At 38.6% G+C, this 15,755-nt stretch carries 16 protein-coding genes and 3 pseudogenes; 6 read left to right on the forward strand and 13 right to left on the reverse strand.

Going from position 1 to position 15,755, the window contains the following annotated elements:
* Positions 1–93 precede the first annotated feature (93 nt).
* The 3 genes and pseudogenes from AC5W14_RS13375 to AC5W14_RS13385 form a co-directional block, all read right to left on the reverse strand.
* Positions 94–516 (reverse strand): hypothetical protein, encoded by a 423-nt coding sequence (locus AC5W14_RS13375; RefSeq protein WP_496194721.1) that lies wholly within the window; start codon positions 514–516, stop codon positions 94–96.
* A 45-nt stretch (positions 517–561) separates the two neighbouring features.
* The gene (locus AC5W14_RS13380) at positions 562–786 is read right to left on the reverse strand and encodes a hypothetical protein (RefSeq protein WP_496194722.1); all 225 of its coding nucleotides are present in this window, start codon (positions 784–786) and stop codon (positions 562–564) included.
* 36 nt (positions 787–822) lie between these two features.
* Positions 823–1,421, reverse strand: a pseudogene (locus AC5W14_RS13385) (recombinase family protein).
* A 199-nt stretch (positions 1,422–1,620) separates the two neighbouring features.
* Between AC5W14_RS13385 and AC5W14_RS13390 the strand changes: the two are divergent.
* Positions 1,621–1,848 carry an STAS domain-containing protein gene (locus AC5W14_RS13390; RefSeq protein WP_496194750.1) on the forward strand — a complete coding sequence of 76 codons (228 nt, stop codon included), beginning with the start codon at positions 1,621–1,623 and terminating at the stop codon, positions 1,846–1,848.
* Positions 1,849–1,913: 65 nt separating this feature from the next.
* Here AC5W14_RS13390 and AC5W14_RS13395 read toward each other — a convergent pair whose 3' ends face one another.
* Positions 1,914–2,153 (reverse strand): hypothetical protein, encoded by a 240-nt coding sequence (locus tag AC5W14_RS13395; protein WP_496058365.1) that lies wholly within the window; start codon positions 2,151–2,153, stop codon positions 1,914–1,916.
* Positions 2,154–2,874: 721 nt separating this feature from the next.
* Here AC5W14_RS13395 and AC5W14_RS13400 point away from each other — a divergent pair.
* Together AC5W14_RS13400 and AC5W14_RS13405 are read left to right on the forward strand one after the other, a co-directional pair.
* Positions 2,875–3,612 carry a GntR family transcriptional regulator gene (locus AC5W14_RS13400; protein WP_496194723.1) on the forward strand — a complete coding sequence of 246 codons (738 nt, stop codon included), beginning with the start codon at positions 2,875–2,877 and terminating at the stop codon, positions 3,610–3,612.
* Positions 3,613–3,779: 167 nt separating this feature from the next.
* Positions 3,780–4,943 carry a mandelate racemase/muconate lactonizing enzyme family protein gene (locus tag AC5W14_RS13405; protein WP_496194724.1) on the forward strand — a complete coding sequence of 388 codons (1,164 nt, stop codon included), beginning with the start codon at positions 3,780–3,782 and terminating at the stop codon, positions 4,941–4,943.
* A 336-nt stretch (positions 4,944–5,279) separates the two neighbouring features.
* Here AC5W14_RS13405 and AC5W14_RS13410 read toward each other — a convergent pair whose 3' ends face one another.
* Positions 5,280–5,900 carry an FMN-binding negative transcriptional regulator gene (locus tag AC5W14_RS13410; RefSeq protein WP_496194725.1) on the reverse strand — a complete coding sequence of 207 codons (621 nt, stop codon included), beginning with the start codon at positions 5,898–5,900 and terminating at the stop codon, positions 5,280–5,282.
* Between the two features lie 338 nt (positions 5,901–6,238).
* Positions 6,239–7,066 (reverse strand): dihydrodipicolinate synthase family protein, encoded by an 828-nt coding sequence (locus AC5W14_RS13415; protein ID WP_496194726.1) that lies wholly within the window; start codon positions 7,064–7,066, stop codon positions 6,239–6,241.
* A gap of 307 nt (positions 7,067–7,373) precedes the next feature.
* Between AC5W14_RS13415 and pdxR the strand changes: the two genes are divergently transcribed.
* Positions 7,374–8,753 carry a MocR-like pyridoxine biosynthesis transcription factor PdxR gene (gene pdxR / locus AC5W14_RS13420; protein WP_496194727.1) on the forward strand — a complete coding sequence of 460 codons (1,380 nt, stop codon included), beginning with the start codon at positions 7,374–7,376 and terminating at the stop codon, positions 8,751–8,753.
* Positions 8,754–8,867: 114 nt separating this feature from the next.
* Here pdxR and paiA read toward each other — a convergent pair whose 3' ends face one another.
* The 5 genes and pseudogenes from paiA to AC5W14_RS13445 form a co-directional block, all read right to left on the reverse strand.
* Complete coding sequence (paiA, locus tag AC5W14_RS13425; RefSeq protein ID WP_496194728.1) at positions 8,868–9,386, reverse strand: spermidine/spermine N(1)-acetyltransferase; 519 nt, start codon at positions 9,384–9,386, stop codon at positions 8,868–8,870.
* A gap of 25 nt (positions 9,387–9,411) precedes the next feature.
* A pseudogene (locus tag AC5W14_RS13430) lies at positions 9,412–9,650 on the reverse strand (winged helix DNA-binding protein); the annotation flags it as partial.
* A 112-nt stretch (positions 9,651–9,762) separates the two neighbouring features.
* A pseudogene (locus AC5W14_RS13435) lies at positions 9,763–9,831 on the reverse strand (excalibur calcium-binding domain-containing protein); the annotation flags it as partial.
* Positions 9,832–10,197: 366 nt separating this feature from the next.
* Positions 10,198–10,551: a hypothetical protein gene (locus AC5W14_RS13440; RefSeq protein ID WP_496058394.1), complete on the reverse strand. Its 354-nt coding sequence runs from the start codon at positions 10,549–10,551 to the stop codon at positions 10,198–10,200.
* Positions 10,552–10,930: 379 nt separating this feature from the next.
* A complete protein-coding gene (locus AC5W14_RS13445) occupies positions 10,931–11,683 on the reverse strand; it encodes a hypothetical protein (RefSeq protein ID WP_496194729.1) in 753 nt (250 codons plus the stop codon).
* Positions 11,684–12,629: 946 nt separating this feature from the next.
* Here AC5W14_RS13445 and AC5W14_RS13450 point away from each other — a divergent pair.
* Positions 12,630–13,544 (forward strand): EamA family transporter, encoded by a 915-nt coding sequence (locus tag AC5W14_RS13450; RefSeq protein WP_496194751.1) that lies wholly within the window; start codon positions 12,630–12,632, stop codon positions 13,542–13,544.
* A gap of 192 nt (positions 13,545–13,736) precedes the next feature.
* Here the strand turns inward: AC5W14_RS13450 and AC5W14_RS13455 are convergent, their stop codons facing one another.
* Entirely contained in the window at positions 13,737–13,952 is a 216-nt protein-coding gene (locus tag AC5W14_RS13455; RefSeq protein ID WP_496058396.1) for a helix-turn-helix domain-containing protein, read from the reverse strand.
* A gap of 477 nt (positions 13,953–14,429) precedes the next feature.
* On the opposite strand from AC5W14_RS13455, the gene AC5W14_RS13460 reads away from it, so the two are divergent.
* A complete protein-coding gene (locus AC5W14_RS13460) occupies positions 14,430–14,930 on the forward strand; it encodes a hypothetical protein (RefSeq protein ID WP_496058397.1) in 501 nt (166 codons plus the stop codon).
* Between the two features lie 378 nt (positions 14,931–15,308).
* Here the strand turns inward: AC5W14_RS13460 and AC5W14_RS13465 are convergent, their stop codons facing one another.
* Entirely contained in the window at positions 15,309–15,602 is a 294-nt protein-coding gene (locus tag AC5W14_RS13465; protein ID WP_496058398.1) for a hypothetical protein, read from the reverse strand.
* Between the last annotated feature and the right edge of the window lie 153 nt (positions 15,603–15,755).

Genomic DNA, 15,755 nt, shown 5'->3' on the forward strand with positions numbered 1-15,755 from the left:
TCAATGCTCCAATCAATATGTTTATAAGTGGTTTTATGTATTGGATAGATATCTCCCTCTCTTTTACTTGTTGATCCCTCTCGTTAGACTAATCTAATCCTTTGTTTCCGGTTGAACGATCCACTTTCCCTTCTTTAATTGATACCCTTGTCGGTTCATCGAGAAAAAGTAGCCTCCTAACATAATAAGTAAAGACACGGCAGCAATGACGCCTCCCATTAATATACTCATCCATAACCTTTCAAAGGTAAAAAGAAAGCCTGTCATCAGGATAGTTAAAATGGCAAAATAGGCGATCGGATTCTTTGTCCCATCAAAATTTTGGTCAAATGTGGTCATACCTTCTTTCTTAAAATGCTTGTACACGGTAAAGCGAAAAAAGAAGCTGATGGTACCCCCAGCCGCTACCCCTATTATTATATTATCTGCTGCTGTTGCGACACTGAAAAGAACAGCAAAAGTAAAAATACCCAATATAAAACTTAATCCATGAAAAATGGCGTTTTTATCCTTCAATATCATCCTTCCTTTCTATTACTATTTAATAGATCCCCTCTCTTCTCACATAATCAAACGGGAAAATAGAGCCAGTAATGCTCCTACAATAAGTATAATTCCCCCTATTCGATATTTTTTAAATGAAGGGGAGAAATAAAAATGCAGACCTAAAAATAAAATGCCAATGACAGTAAAAATACTTCCCCATTCTGATGAATCTATAAAAAAGAGTAACATCACTCCTATCAATATAGAAACTGCAGAAGCAATATAAAAAATGTAATTCATTAAAGGTCCTCTTTTCTAGATCACGTATATACCATTTTACTTTTTTATCTGTTTCACTAATTTATAAAACATGGTTTTCTTCACATCAGCTCGCTGCATGGCCATCACTGCTGTGATCCTCCCTGCTTTCTATTCCTTATAAGCCTCTAAAAAGCATCATTTACCTGTGCTTGCGGTCTTCCATACGCTCTCCCCTGCTTTAAGGCCATATCGATTTCTTCACGCTATCGTTTTCGAATCCGATCTCGTTCTTCCTGTGCCATCCAGGAAAAAACTTGCAGGACGAGATCAGCAATAAAGGTCCCCATGCTGTCTTTATATTGCGTGGTGTCGAGTAAGGGCATATCCAAGACGACAATATCGGCTTGGATTTCTTTGGTGATCGCATTCCATTCTTGCACGATCTCTTCCTTATTCCGGCCAAACCGATCCAGGGAATGAATATAGAGCACATCCCCTTTTCAAAGCATCCGTTTTAAAAGCTGGTATTGGTCCCTTTGAAAATCTTTCCCACTCACTTTATCCATAAAGATATCTCGATTTGGAATGCCTTTATCGTTCATTGCTTGCACTTGTCGTCCTTCATTTTGATCTTTGCTGCTGACTCGTATGTACGCATAGTGACGGTGTTCCATCGGTTTCCCCTCACTTTTTACATTTCTCTTAGAAAGTATACCGTTTCCGTTCGTAAATGTGTAGGCAAAATAAAAAACGACCGTAAAGGTAATTAACACTTTTACAGACGTTCACAACGATTGTTTTTCATTCTATTTTCACCGTTCCTAAAAGTGTACTTTTATAAACACTTTTTCCACTGGCCTTCTTAAAAATTTCATCCGAAAACAGCAATTGTTTATTGATCTATCCGACGTAGCCAGCATCGATACATATGTCGCTCATCAGATTTTCGGACTGATCCGTTCGTTAAAGCTGATTGGTGTGCAGCCTGTGCTGGCAGGAAGGCGTCCCGAAATTGCCCAGACCTCCGTCAATCTTGGCATCAGCTTTCAGGATGTGCCGATTGCTTCATCGCTTGCCCAGGCAATGGATCAGGCACACTAAAAAAGACCGGTCCCCATTAGTGGGTACCGGTCTTTCCTTTGTCTTCAATGCAGAATCATCTGCTTTTAGACTTTTTCTACGATGTACGTTGGTTTTTCAACGAATTCTTTTCCGCCGAGTTTCTTCGAATGATCGAAGTAGCCGCCGAATTTATAGACGACTTTGTATTCCCGGTCCGGTTCTGTAAACAATTGGTTTTCATTGTTAGAAATAACCGTAACATGATTGTTTTCTACAAAGCTGTCAATTTCACTCGCTTTATAGTTTGTACCTCCAGTTAGTTCGGAAACGGATTGGCTTCCCATATATAATCGCTCCTTTGCGTTATAGTTTGTCACCTCATACATATACCCGGTTAAAACCTGTTTTAATCATACGATTTAATAGCGCCCCCGGATGCTTGGCTCTACGTCCTCTAAATAAAACTTCGTCAGTTTTTCCTGCTCGTCTCTCGAGATCGATCGTTTACACATAAATCTTGACGGTCCCAAAGGGCTGCGTCAGCTTTCAGCTCTTATTAATAATCTTCAAACCATATAAGTAGAAAAGTTATAAAGAGAAGTTTTGATAACCATTCAGACCAACTAAATCAAAACTTTAAATAGGTAAAAATATAATTTTACATAATCGTAATATCCGAAGCTTTTCCCATACGAAAGAAGAGAAAATGTGCAGTAATTGGCCTCTTCTCTCCCTTTCTGTTTGTAAAACCGTACTTCTCAGAACGGTTTTATTTTTAAGGACGCTACAACCTCTAAAAATATGTATCGTTCAAGCTCGACGAGGATATGATATCAGAGTACTTACCGAGATAGTTGCAGTGGAAGTTCAGCGAAGTCATAATTATGGAAAATAGTTGGAAGCTCTCTTTTTGATGCCAGGGAAGATCCCACCCCCGGCCATTTCTTCATAATGCTTTATATTCAAGGACGGGCGTCACTTGTAAAACCGCGCTTTTTATAGTGGAAGTTTGATATAATTTATTTAATATCGGCGACGTTAATAAATTGAAATTTGGTGAATCTCATGAAGGAAAAAAATAGACCAAGTAACGATAACACTGCTTTAAAGAAAACCTTATTGCTATATAAAGAAGAAGCAAATGAAGATCGTTTACCGCAGCAAGCTTATATCATTATTCAAAAAGCCATTCTAAACCTGCAGCTTCAACCTAATGAAGCTTTTTTGGAACGGGAAATTATCGAAATGTTGGAAATGAGCCGTACACCCGTACGTGAAGCCTTAATTCGATTGGAAATGGATCGCTGGATTAGATTAATTCCACGCAAAGGGTTTAGTGTCGAACCAATCATAAAAGAAAATATTGAGCAAATTTGTCAAATTGCTGAAGCTTTAGATGGAGTGGCGGCTGAATTAGCCACTTTCAATATTAACGAAGAGCATCTTGAAATTCTGGATTCCCTTATTACGAATCAAGAAGAGTATTTGAATAAAAATAATTTAAAGGCTTATTTAGATGCAGATAATCAATTTCATCATTTAATCATTGAGTACTCCCACAATGAACGGCTGATAGATATAATGGACAGTCACTCTGATCAATTGTATCGGGCTAGATTGTTTACCATTAATGAGCGAAAGCTTCCTATTCGGTCCATTAAGGAACATCGGGCCATAGTAGCTGCCATGCGAGCCCAAGACAGCAAAGCCGCTCAACTCTTAATGCACTCCCACAGGCATCGTGGAGGACAAGAAATTTTGGGAATTATCGAAAGAAAGCCAGCGAATAAGATGAAAAAATAACGTAGGACGTTTCTTAATAGGAAGCGTCTTTTTTATGTACAAGGATTAAAAAATTTATTATTTTGTATTTTAAGCTATTTTAACTAATTTAAAGCTTTTTATTGACATTAATGAATTTATTAATTATTCTTTAAACAGATAATAAATATCAAATGGGAGGTTTTCAGATGAAAATAATTGATATTAAAGAAAAAGCAGTACCTATTAAATCAAGTATAAGCAATGCTTATATTGATTTTTCAAAAATGAATGTTTCTGTTGTGGCAATCGTCACAGATGTATTGAAAAACGGCAAAAGAGTTGTAGGATATGGGTTCAATTCAAATGGCCGGTATGCTCCAAGTGGAATTCTTCATGAACGATTTATCCCACGTTTATTAGACGCGGAAACAAATGATATTCTAGATGATGAGAGGCTGAATTTTGATCCTCATAAAATTTGGGATATTTTAATGACTGGCGAAAAACCAGGCGGCCATGGAGAAAGGTCGGTCGCAGTGGGAACTCTTGATATGGCAGTTTGGGATGCTGTTGCAAAAATAGAAGAAAAGCCTCTTTATCAACTGCTGGCCGAACGTTATGGGGATGGAAAGCCGGATGATAAAGTATTTGTTTATGCGGCAGGAGGCTACTATCAGCCAGGGAAAGACGATAAAATGCTTCAAGAAGAAATGAAAGGCTATCTGGACTTAGGATATTCAGTTGTGAAAATGAAAATTGGAAACGGTTTAGAAGAAGATCTTAGAAGAATTGAAGCCGTACTAGAAGTGGTGCCCTCCGGCCAATCTCTAGCGGTAGACGTAAACGGACGGTTTGATTTGAAAACAGCGATTCGTTATGCAGAAAAATTAGAGTCATATAATTTATTTTGGTATGAAGAAGCAGGCGATCCATTAGATTATGAGCTTCAGGCGGAGCTTTCTAAGCATTATAAAAACCCTATGGCCACTGGAGAGAATCTATTTTCTATGCAGGACGCTCGAAATCTCATTCGCTATGGGGGAATGAGACCGGATCGAGATTATCTGCAATTTGACTGTGCATTAAGTTATGGCCTTGTAGAGTACATGAAAATATTGGATATGTTAAAGGAACATGGATGGTCTCCCCGCCGCTGCATTCCGCATGGAGGACATCAAATGTCACTGAATATTGCAGCAGGACTGGGACTGGGAGGAAATGAATCTTATCCTGGAGTTTTTGAACCATTTGGAGGGTTTGCCGATAATATTCCTGTTGAGAATGGATATGTTGGGTTGCCTGACGTTCCCGGAATAGGTTTTGAAACAAAAGCACCGTTAATTAAACTGCTTCGTTCGGTAGCTGAATAATACATTACAAAGACAATGTTTTCTTAACTGACTGCTGACTTTTAAGCAATTTAAGAAAAAGGAGACTGAAGCTTTTGTGCCCACACGATGACATCGATACTGTGTCTTTATCATGGTATCCGTTTCATCGTTTTTTTATTCCGCTGCTTTCTTTTTATAAAGAAGCTGTCTTTCTCTAATTCACACCAAACTATATACTTGTAAGGAACATATTTCAAAGCTCAAGTTTAAAAGCTTTGAAGAAGTTGCTTTATATTTAATGAAGCATTGTAAGGCAATACTTTTTACTCAAAATAAAAAAGCTGCGATCTGAATTTTTAAATGTAGGAACAATTACTAAAGATTTTTTCGCCTCTTTTCCATCACTTCGGCGATTTGTTTCGAATCCGGATTTTCTTCTTTGTGCAATTGCTCAACGATGTTCGCATAATCCGTTTCATTTTTATTCTGACTTAATTTATAGGCAGCCTGAATCTCTCCTACCTTAATCTTAAATCCAACAATCCCCTTTATTTCTTTTTCTAATAAAGAAGAAGAGAGCTTATCCCAAAGAACCGGGTTCTCACGATGTTTCTCGTATTTTTCCAGTAATTTTGCCAGATCCTGTTTCAATGCTTCTTCTTCTAAAATAGTGGCAGGTCCATATATATGAACCGCCTGATAATTCCACGTTGGAACATTTTCCTGTTCATACCAGGAGGAAGAAATGTAAGCGTGTGGCCCTTGAAACGTAATGAGTACCTCTTCAGAGGAGTCGAATGTCCGCCACTGCGGATTGCCGTAAGCCATATGTCCGGTTATATAATACTTCTCGTCTTCTTTTATTAATTGCAAGGGCAAGTGGGTGGCAATGGGTCTTCCTTTTTTTGTAGTGACAAGCGTTCCAAAGGAATTTGTTTGAACAAATTCGCGGATCTTTTCAACATCGGTAATCTTATAATATTTTGGAATATACATGATAGCGTGCTCCTTTTTGTATGAAAATGATTTACTAAAGCCTTTCCAAGAAGTTCTACTATCTTTGATAGAAAAAGATTATGGACTTAGGAGTACTATTTGTAAGCCGAGACCGATATAAAGCCAACTTAAAGCTGTTTTGGCCCCATCATAAGCCGATCGAGTGATTAGCAACAAGACAGCAGGACCTGGGACTAAAAACAATCCGCAGACCACCAGAATAAATGTGCTCAATTCTGCGACACTTACCATTGAATCCCCCCTGCTCATTTCACATCCCCCAGACCATTCGAATTCACATATAAAGGACAGAGGAAAAGAGCTACTTCACTATTCAATTAAATATTTCCTATTGGACTTCTGCAAATTCCCATGGAAATCCCGTGGTGACTAATGATTTTTTTTAGATTCACAATCGCGTTACCTGAATAAACTTGTTCCATGATATTTTCTATTCTTTCGCTTTCTTGATCACTTACTTTTTGCTTTATAAGCATTTTTTGAAACCATTGGCTAATTTCCATGGGAGAAACATTCCCTGCAATGGAAGAAAGGCGATCATATCCATGAAAGACTTTTTTTTCTAAGTCTACTTCTCCCCCGCCGTAAAAATGTATATCGTTTCGGTCTACACCTTTTTTTATTCGTTCAACTTTTTCTTTGCTTCCAGCATCTTTTATTCCAACGACTAAGTCTGACTTGCTTAATTCGATAATACTCTTCTCTGATAAATCAAAGCCCGTCCTTTTTGGATTGTTATATAAAATGGCAGGTTTATTACTGAGGGCCATAATCCTCTTTGTATAAACGAGTGCTTCTTCTTGTGTAGGTATAATATACGGCGGATATCCAAGCATGATACCGGCTATTTCTGTGTGGCGAATCTTTTCAGCTAATTCTTCTGCCTCTTTCTGTCTGATTGAAGCCACCCCAAATATAATTTCCATATTAGTAATGAGTTCTTTTTCCCGTTCTAAACCATCTATTATTTCCATTTTCTCTTGGAGGCTTAAACTATGCTGTTCTCCAGTAGTTCCAGAAACAAGAACAGATTTTATGCCTTGTTGATACAGGTCTCTTATATGACTTATTGTCCCTTGAATATTTAAAGATTCATTTTCAAAAAAAGCGGTTGGTACGGCAATGTGAATTGTTTCTGTTAACATTGTTTTTCCCCTTTCTTTTTTCTACTTGAACTAAATTGCTCCGTTAGTTCGACTAGAAAAAGCAGCACTTGATTGACGATTTTCTATACGCTCTAATTTAAGTGAAAGTCTTCGCCAACCAACCTTCAGCCTTAAATAGACTCTTTGACTTCATTCATATCTCTCACTTCATAAGATTTAGAAATAAACAGTTTTGAACCACTTCTTGTTTGGTTTTATGCATTTTCAATACCAGTATCTTACTATGCAATTTGACATCTAAAAAGGTACAATTATGGATAAATAAGCATGTCAAGGAGGCGGCAAAGTGAAAAACACTATTTTTGTCTTGAAGGATGAGTCTCCCAAATACAAGCAAGTATACGAGCAGTTTAAGTCGTTTATTGAACGAGGCGATATCCCTCCCAACAATCGGCTGCCATCCATTCGTCAACTGGCTGAATCCCTTCAAGTCAGCCGCAACACCACATTAATGGCCTATGAGCAGCTTGTCGCGGAAGGCTATATCCGCGGAGAAGGGAGGAAAGGGTATTATGTAAACGAATTAGAACCACTTTTAGTTCAAGATGTTTTCATCTCTCCTGAGAAAAAGCAGAAAGAGACCATACCGCCCATCAACATTGATTTTAGAGCAGGGGCTGTGGATCAAGCCCATTTCCCTTTGAAAATCTGGAGAAGAATATCAAATCAAGTATTAACATTGCCGGAGAGCTTTAAATACGGGGAGCCCTTAGGGGAAGTGTATTTTCGGGAGCAAATTGCCGCTTATTTATTCCAATCACGTGGCGTGAAAACAGAAGCCAATGCGATTGTAATCGGCAGCAGTACCCAACAGTTATTAATCCATCTTGGACAAATTCTGAAGGAGGAGAACGACGGCATTATTATCGAAGATCCGGGTTACGATGGAGCAAAGGAAGCTTTTCGGTTTCACCGTTATAGAATGGAGACTTTACCGGTTTATGAGGGAGGGGCTGATTTTACCGAATTAGAAAAAATGGAGTCAACGCTGATTTATGTCACTCCATCTCATCAAAGTCCGTTAGGGGTCAGTATGTCGATTCAGCAAAGACAAATGCTTATTTATTGGGCGAAAAACATTAACGGATTTATTATCGAAGACGATTACGATAGTGAATTTCGTTATACGCAACAACCGTTTCCGGTACTGGCTTCTATTGATTCAGCAAGAGTCATTTACTTAGGGAATTTCTCAAAGTCCTTTCTTCCCGGGATCCGTCTGAGTTATATGGTGCTGCCCCAGTTACTAGTAGATCGCTACAAAAACCAATTTCGTCATTTCGAGAGTACCGCTTCACTCCAAAATCAGCTGACCATGGCAAAATTTATGGAAGAGGGAGAATGGAATCGTCATATTAAACGTATGCGGCTGGTGTACAAACGAAAAATGCAGTGCTTAGTATCGGAATTGAGAAAGTACTTCAAAAAAAGCATCTCCATTATTGGGGAACAGTCGGGGTTATACATCTTAGTGAAGGTACATCTAAATCAGTCGGAAGAATGGTTGATCGAACGTGCTTCCATTTATGGAGTGAACGTGTATCCGACCTCCATTTATTTTATAGAAAACCATCCTACAGAAGCCGTTATTAAACTGGGATTCAGTAATCTTTCCTGTGAGGAAATACAAGAAGGCGTAAGGTTTTTAAAAAAGGCGTGGACATAAAAACACCGGTGTCTTTCCTGTTTAACAGATTGAGTGAAGACCAACAGGGAAAGTTTTATCTTTCAAGGAGTTTGGTATTAATATAAAAGTTCAAACTTCGTCTTCCACTAACATTTATGAAAGTACTTTGGTCATAATCAGGTCTACTTGTTCGTCATCCCCCATAAAAAAGGAATGGGAACCTGATTGGAGAAATCCTTTTTTCTGATAAAACGCAATGGCATTTTCATTTTCTTCCCAGACGCCCAGCCAGATTTTCTTTTTCTTTTGTTCCTGCGCAATTTCCATCGTTTTGTTCATTAGATGTTTTCCAAGACCGTGTTTCTGAAATTTCTGCTTCACGTAAATCCGTTCGACTTCGAGCGCTTCCTCGCCCATTGCTTCCGATTGAGCATCGTCGGTATTAACCTTTAGGTAACCCGCGACCTCCTGATCTACATATACAAAAAAGAACTGAGAAGATCGATTCGCCAATTCGTGTTTTAATTGATCCAAGCTATAGGCTTTTTCCAAATAGGCATTTAAGTGTTCCGGTGAATTTTGTTCCTGAAAAGTCTCGGTAAATGTCTCTATACTTATTGTTTGCAAGTCTCGTGCATTTTCAAAAGTACACTTCATTATCGTTATCGTCATTCGAACAGGTCACTCCTTTAGCTCGTTAATAGTCTCGCTTACGGCCTTTTTTTATAAATTTCCAATCCTTCTCAACATTTTTCCGAATTCGCTCTAAAAACTTGTAGGCAGCCGTCATTTCTTGTTCAGAAAAACCCGCCAAGGCTACACGATCGGAATGTCATTCTCTCTTTTGATGAAAGGATAGACCGTTTTTCCTCTTTCCGTTGGAAAAAGCTTTTTTTTGCTGTGAGAATCTTCTTTCTTTTCAACAAAGCCGTTCATTTATATCTATTAAATAAAAAAACCCAAACGTTATGTTTCACTCTAACATTTGGGGTGCACTACCATCTCTTCTCTTTTTTTTTCTGTAAAATTTTGCTTTTATTTCGAGTCTTCAAAAGTAGTATTCACACCCTGTGCCATCTCCATCGCGATCTAGATGCTTCGCATACACTGGGTCTTCTTTTTAAACAGGCGCAGTCCCAGCAGCTCTTGCAATATCATAATTTTTAAAATGCACGTCTGTTTCTACTTTTTATTCTGTGGGTGTTGGTTCAGGTTCTGACTTTGGCTCTGATTGAGGCTCTGGTTTTTCTTCTTTCCCGTATTGAAATCCGTTCTCTTGGTAATCGAAAACCAACGTTTTCTATGAAAGCGACCCAACCAAGAAAATGCTTCATGACCATTCCCCTTTTTCCATCATTTAAAGGGAGACTACTCATAAAGTATCAACCAAAGGGTAAAATGCTTGGAGTTAGGATCCAACGGTTTTTATTCTTTACTTCTGTAGGAAATAATAAATACTCTAAAAAAAATATTTGTTTTATACTCAGATGATCTGTTTAATATATTCGTCCATCAGTTCTTTATTTAGTTTTTTGCCATACTGCGTGCTCTCTAACGTAGTATCATTATGGGGTATAAATAATATATCTATTACTTGATCATCTTCATCGTAATTTTTTCTATAATCGCTAGCTATTACTTTGATTTCCTTTTCGATCTGTTCGAATTGGATTCTCTTATTACCCAACGCCATCGAAGGGCCTTGATGGTAAAAACCGTACAATACAACATCGTTAAAATCATGATTACTCGAATTCTTATCTAAATTTCTTTTAAATACTTGGAGGTATGTTGAAATAAATTCTATGCCATCCAAAACAACTTTTTCTACATTCATTATTAGCACCTCTTTTTTACATTAACTTTATTATAAACACTATTATATTCTAAAAAAAATTACGAAAGGCTTCCCAATTCCCCTGCCTCCGGGTGTAACTTGCTCTCAAATACCAACGGTGTCCGAACAGATTAGGCATCAAAAAAAGAAAAAGGCATGCTTTAATAAGCCCCTTCTCTCCCTTTTTATGTTTAAAATCGTACTTTTGTGAACAGAGTGGAGGTTCCTACCATCTATCCACCTGCTTTAAAAACCTCCTCTAAAGTAGATATGTTGTATTTGTACTTTGGGAAGATGTCTTGCTTCTATTTAAATGTACCTGCTTTCCCATTCTCCATAAATCATAAAGAAATAGCTTTTTCATATTTGCCATTTTTATCTAAAAAGAATAATTAAAATCACGGATAATGTTTCGAAATTGGTCGTGTACCAATTGTTCTGTTTTTTTATCGTAATAGTCCCGGTAGTTTATTTTTTTCTTATTGGATACTTTTTCTTTCGGCAAGTTCATGGCAGACAGACCAATCTTTTCTCCTACGTCTATTAAATCCTGCTCTATCTGTTCGAATCGTATGTAAAAATCACAGGCTTTTCCTTGTTCATCATAAACGAAAGGATCAAGCAGTTCTCCTATTTTTTTAAAACCAGTTGGAAGCACTTCTTCTTCTGTAATCATCTGGACAAAATACGGAAAAGACATATCCCGCTTTTCCGATCTTCCTGCCCGTCCGCTCCTAATCCAGCGATAGTCAGAAGCTACTAGATCCCAGGGATTTCGTATGTTAGCTACTTTATATGATTTCTGCCATGTTTTTTCTCCTATGAGATGCTTTACATCTGCCGCCGACTGATGCTGCAGCAACGGCCCGCCGCTTCCTGTTTTCCGCAGAAAGATCTTCGCTCCTGTATCGATTATCTTTTGCGAGCTGCCTATATCGGTGTTATAGCCCCACTTTGTAAAAAAATGCCCTTTTTTTCGGTCTGCAAACCCATATTTGCCAATATCTTTTGCGGTCGCATACGCTGTTATTCTCTCATGGGCTTTTCTAATAAAAGCAATTTCCGTAGAGGTGCCCCCTGTTTTATAACTTTTCAAATAGATCAAACGCAATGGCTGGCTGATAATTGTCATGTTGTTCCTCCTGGATTTCTTTTACTGCTTACTAGATCACCTAATTTAAAAGGATACTATGTACGCTGGACATTTTTTTCGCCGGTTAACAGTATTACACTTGCAAGCGTTATAGCAATCGGTACCGGTTTATATTCTACATGTTCCGGAAACCCACTCCCTACTGTTAGACTGGTAAACAAAAGGGCTCTTTCTCATCATAGAATTTCGTTCTTTAATTATTTTTCAGTTAACGTTAAGTTTTTATACCAAATTTTGTTTCATTTAAGCTGATTGATCAAATTATTTTCTCCTTTTTCTATCACCTATTTTTCATCATAAGAATCAATCTTAGTTTGGTGAAAAAAATTAAAAAAACTGCCCCTTTTGGAGCAGCCAAACACAAAAAGAACGGTTCCCAAGGGCAGTTTGGAGGGAAGGGTCGTGGACCCACTGTTAATGTATCATGCTCTTGTTTCTCTGCCTATGAATGGTGCCAAATCTTTACAAACACTTTACATAATGCAACTTATTAAAATCTAATGAAATACAAAAGGAATATATTGATACAATTCTTTAGGTAATTGTAAGATCATGTTATCTGTGATTGGGATCTTCTTATAGGAAGCCTAGACAAGGTTTAATACATCACGATAACCGGCTGCTTCCCCTTCCGAACGATCCATAGGCGTTTTTGTGACGCATCAGTCCTTTCAAGCGTTGATCGGTAATTACGATACCTTCGATAGCGTTCGAAGATTTTGTTGATTAAATTACCGCTTATACGAAAATGAATATGTTTATTGGTTTATGAGTATGTTTTTATGTCATTCGATTCTCTCATTGCTCGGGACAAGCTATGGCTTTTTTAGAGACATTACATAACCAACTATTGCGCTTTGGTATTTATTTCGCCTATATTGTTTTACAGTCATACTATCATGATAGTTAGGAGAGAAGTTCCGTGATGCATTCTAGAAATAAAGGTTTAATGTTGGTTATATTGGGAGCTTCTTTTTGGGGGCTGGGAGGTACCGTATCACAAAAGCTATTTCAAGATTTTTCTATTGAAGTCAATTGGTTAGTCGCTGTTCGATTGCTTTTGGCAGGCGTGGCTTTATTGATTATTCAATGGGGAACAGGAGAACGGTCTCAAATTTTTCAGATCTGGCGAACGCCTGCTACCGCGTTTGCCATTCTCTTGTTTGGAATTGGCGGCATGCTGGCCGTTCAGTACACTTACATGGCTTCGATATACGAAGGAAATGCTGCGGTGGCTACCCTTCTTCAATACCTGGCTCCGGCCATGATTATCATCTACCTGCTCGTTCGAAAACAAACGGTATTTACTCGTCAGGACGGATGGACACTCACGTTAGCCAGCACAGGTTGTTTTTTTCTATTAACTAATGGGTCACTGTCTCAGTTATCTGTGCCTGCTCCAGCCATTATTTGGGGCGTGCTATCCGGCGTATCCCTAGCTTTTTATACCTTGTATGCCGTCCCGTTATTAAAACAATTTGATTCTCTGGTAATTGTTGGCTGGGCCATGACCATAGGAGGAGTGTTGTTGAGCACCATCCATCCTTTCTGGCAGATCAATCATGCCGTCCTGTCTTTCGAAGGGGTTAGTTACCTGGTATTCGTTATTCTGTTTGGCACGATGTTTGCTTTTTGGTTTTACATTGAAAGCCTGCAATACCTTTCTGCTAAAGAAACCAGTTTGCTGGGATGTTTGGAGCCCCTTGCTGCCGTGTTGGCTACGGTGTTTTGGCTGCAGGAACCTTTTGGTCTCTTTCAATGGATCGGCGCCGCTTGTATTCTGATCATGGTTGTGATGCTTGCACTTTTGCAGCCGAAATTAAAAGTCTCCCAGCCGTAAAAAGACCTTAGCCATTGTTTTAGTCCTTCCTTACAAGCTTACAATTGGTGATTTTGCTTCCTCCCAGATTATCTTTTTATGTTTAGCTATTGCTGCCATATTTGCCTCCCAGGGTTCTTAATTGATCAACAACCTGGAGACGGGAACTATCCCTTCCTATTTCACTATACTATCGCTTCACAAGCTATGGAGTTATATACGACGGTGAGAAGGGCCATAAATTAAATCTTCTATAGAAACCTTTAAGGCTTCAGAAAGTTTAGTTAGGAGTAAAAGACCTGGATTAGCGTTTTTATTTTTTTCCAGTGTGCTCAAATAAGAAACGGATACATTGGCCCTTTGAGCTAAGTCAGACAAGGATAGCTGGTCTTTTTGACGATAAAACTTTATATTTTTGCCATTCATCATACTCTTCCTTTCTTTATCATGCCTAAGCCTGATTTAATCCATGTTGTTCTATTATTCATCCTACCTTATTTAATTGAACCCTTACCTTCGTATATAAACACCTAAACGCCGTATGAGATGCTTCATCTCTATGTTATGGGCTGCTCTTCTGTTCTCTTCTTGCCTCTTGTTTTTGCTCACATCATACCTCAATGAAAATATAATAGGAGCTATGGAAGGGATACCCCAATAGAGAAGAGGCGGCCCTTCCGTTTTTTTCTTACAACAAAGGCGCAAGGGAGGAAAGCTTTAAAAAAAAGATCTATCTACTGATCTTATGCCTGTGTTTCCTATAAAACAAGAAAAAGGTTTTAGGTCCTTTCTAAACGGTAAAAGCGTAAAGAACAGGAGAAAATCCATAGATCTTACGGTTACTAATGTTTGTCTATATGGATGATGCCAACACTTTTCTGCTAAATAACAAAAGGAGGAATTCAGATGACAACGAATCAAGAAAAGACATCAACCGATGAAACGAAAAAAACGGCTCCGGCAATTCTGCTATCTATTGCAGCTATAGGAGGGGGCATTGTTTGGCTGACAAAACGGTCCCGTTCGAGTAGTTCAAGCGAAGGACCAGGATTAAAAGAAAAAGCAAAAGAAGCGAATGACCAGGTCGATAAAGAAGAACTCAAAAACCGTTTTCAACGAATCGTGGCGCTTGTTAAAACCATCGCGACAAGCCTTCAGGAGATTTATGAAAAACAGGGAAAGGATCTCATGCAGCAGACCCAACAGGTGAAAGAGCAAGCAGAACATGTCGCTTCAACGGCTAAAGAAGCCGGTGAGGAATTAAAAGAAGTCAAAGAAACCACCGTTCAAGAAACCAAAGAGGAAATACAGGGAGCAAAAGGGGACGTCCAGGGAGCAACAGAAGCTGCTCAAGAAAACAATTCGTCTTCAGCCAATGAGGACCCTTCATCTCCTACTTCTCGTTAGGTTGACGATAAAAAAGGATAGGAATAGACAAGAAACAACGAGCTTTAGGCAGGTCGTCGAGAAAAGAACGTTCTTGACGGCTTTTTTCATGGAAAAAATTCTTCCTAAAGAAAAAGAAGCGTAATAGAGGGCGTTCAAAAAACGCGTCCCCGCTTCATCGCTTTTCTGTATTTCTCGTGCATTTCAAAAAGTTCTGGAGTAAAATCTCCCCGGAGCCTTTCTCATGCCTTTTATCATGTGTGATCGTCTACCCTTGCCTCTCCAGCGTACTGTTTCACCGCATTAATGTCATTTTGACAGCTCTGCATCAAGGTATATCACTCACTGACTGCGACAACTTTTCCATATTTCTTTTTTCCATTATTAAAGAAAATTGAATCATGAATGATTTCTTATGTTAGCCTGCGGGCCTATAGGCGCATTACTTATATAGATCGAGGTTTTTTCTAAGGTACAAGCATCTTTTTCCCATTCCTGTTGCAAAGCGGAAGGATAAGAGATAAACGTAATAATTACTTCCTGCGAACGATAAAGATGGAGGGCTTGCACCAGTTTTTGCATGTCTGTAAATGAATGGTCCATTACCTGTCCTGTGACAGCCTCCATTTCTTCTACGGTGCCCACTAGTACTTCATTTTTTTGAACAACATGGACAAAAACGAAGGGTGTCATGGGTATTCCTCCTTTTTATTATTCCATGAAAAAAAGCCACATCTGCCCTGGGAAGGAGATGTGGCTTGGGCAACAAACGTCCTTGTTTGTTGTCAGAACCATATTTTATAGAACGGCAGAGCCGTTATTTTCTTGATTCCTTTAGTTATATCT

The sequence above is a fragment of the Sinobaca sp. TMA16-18 genome, from assembly GCF_059510535.1.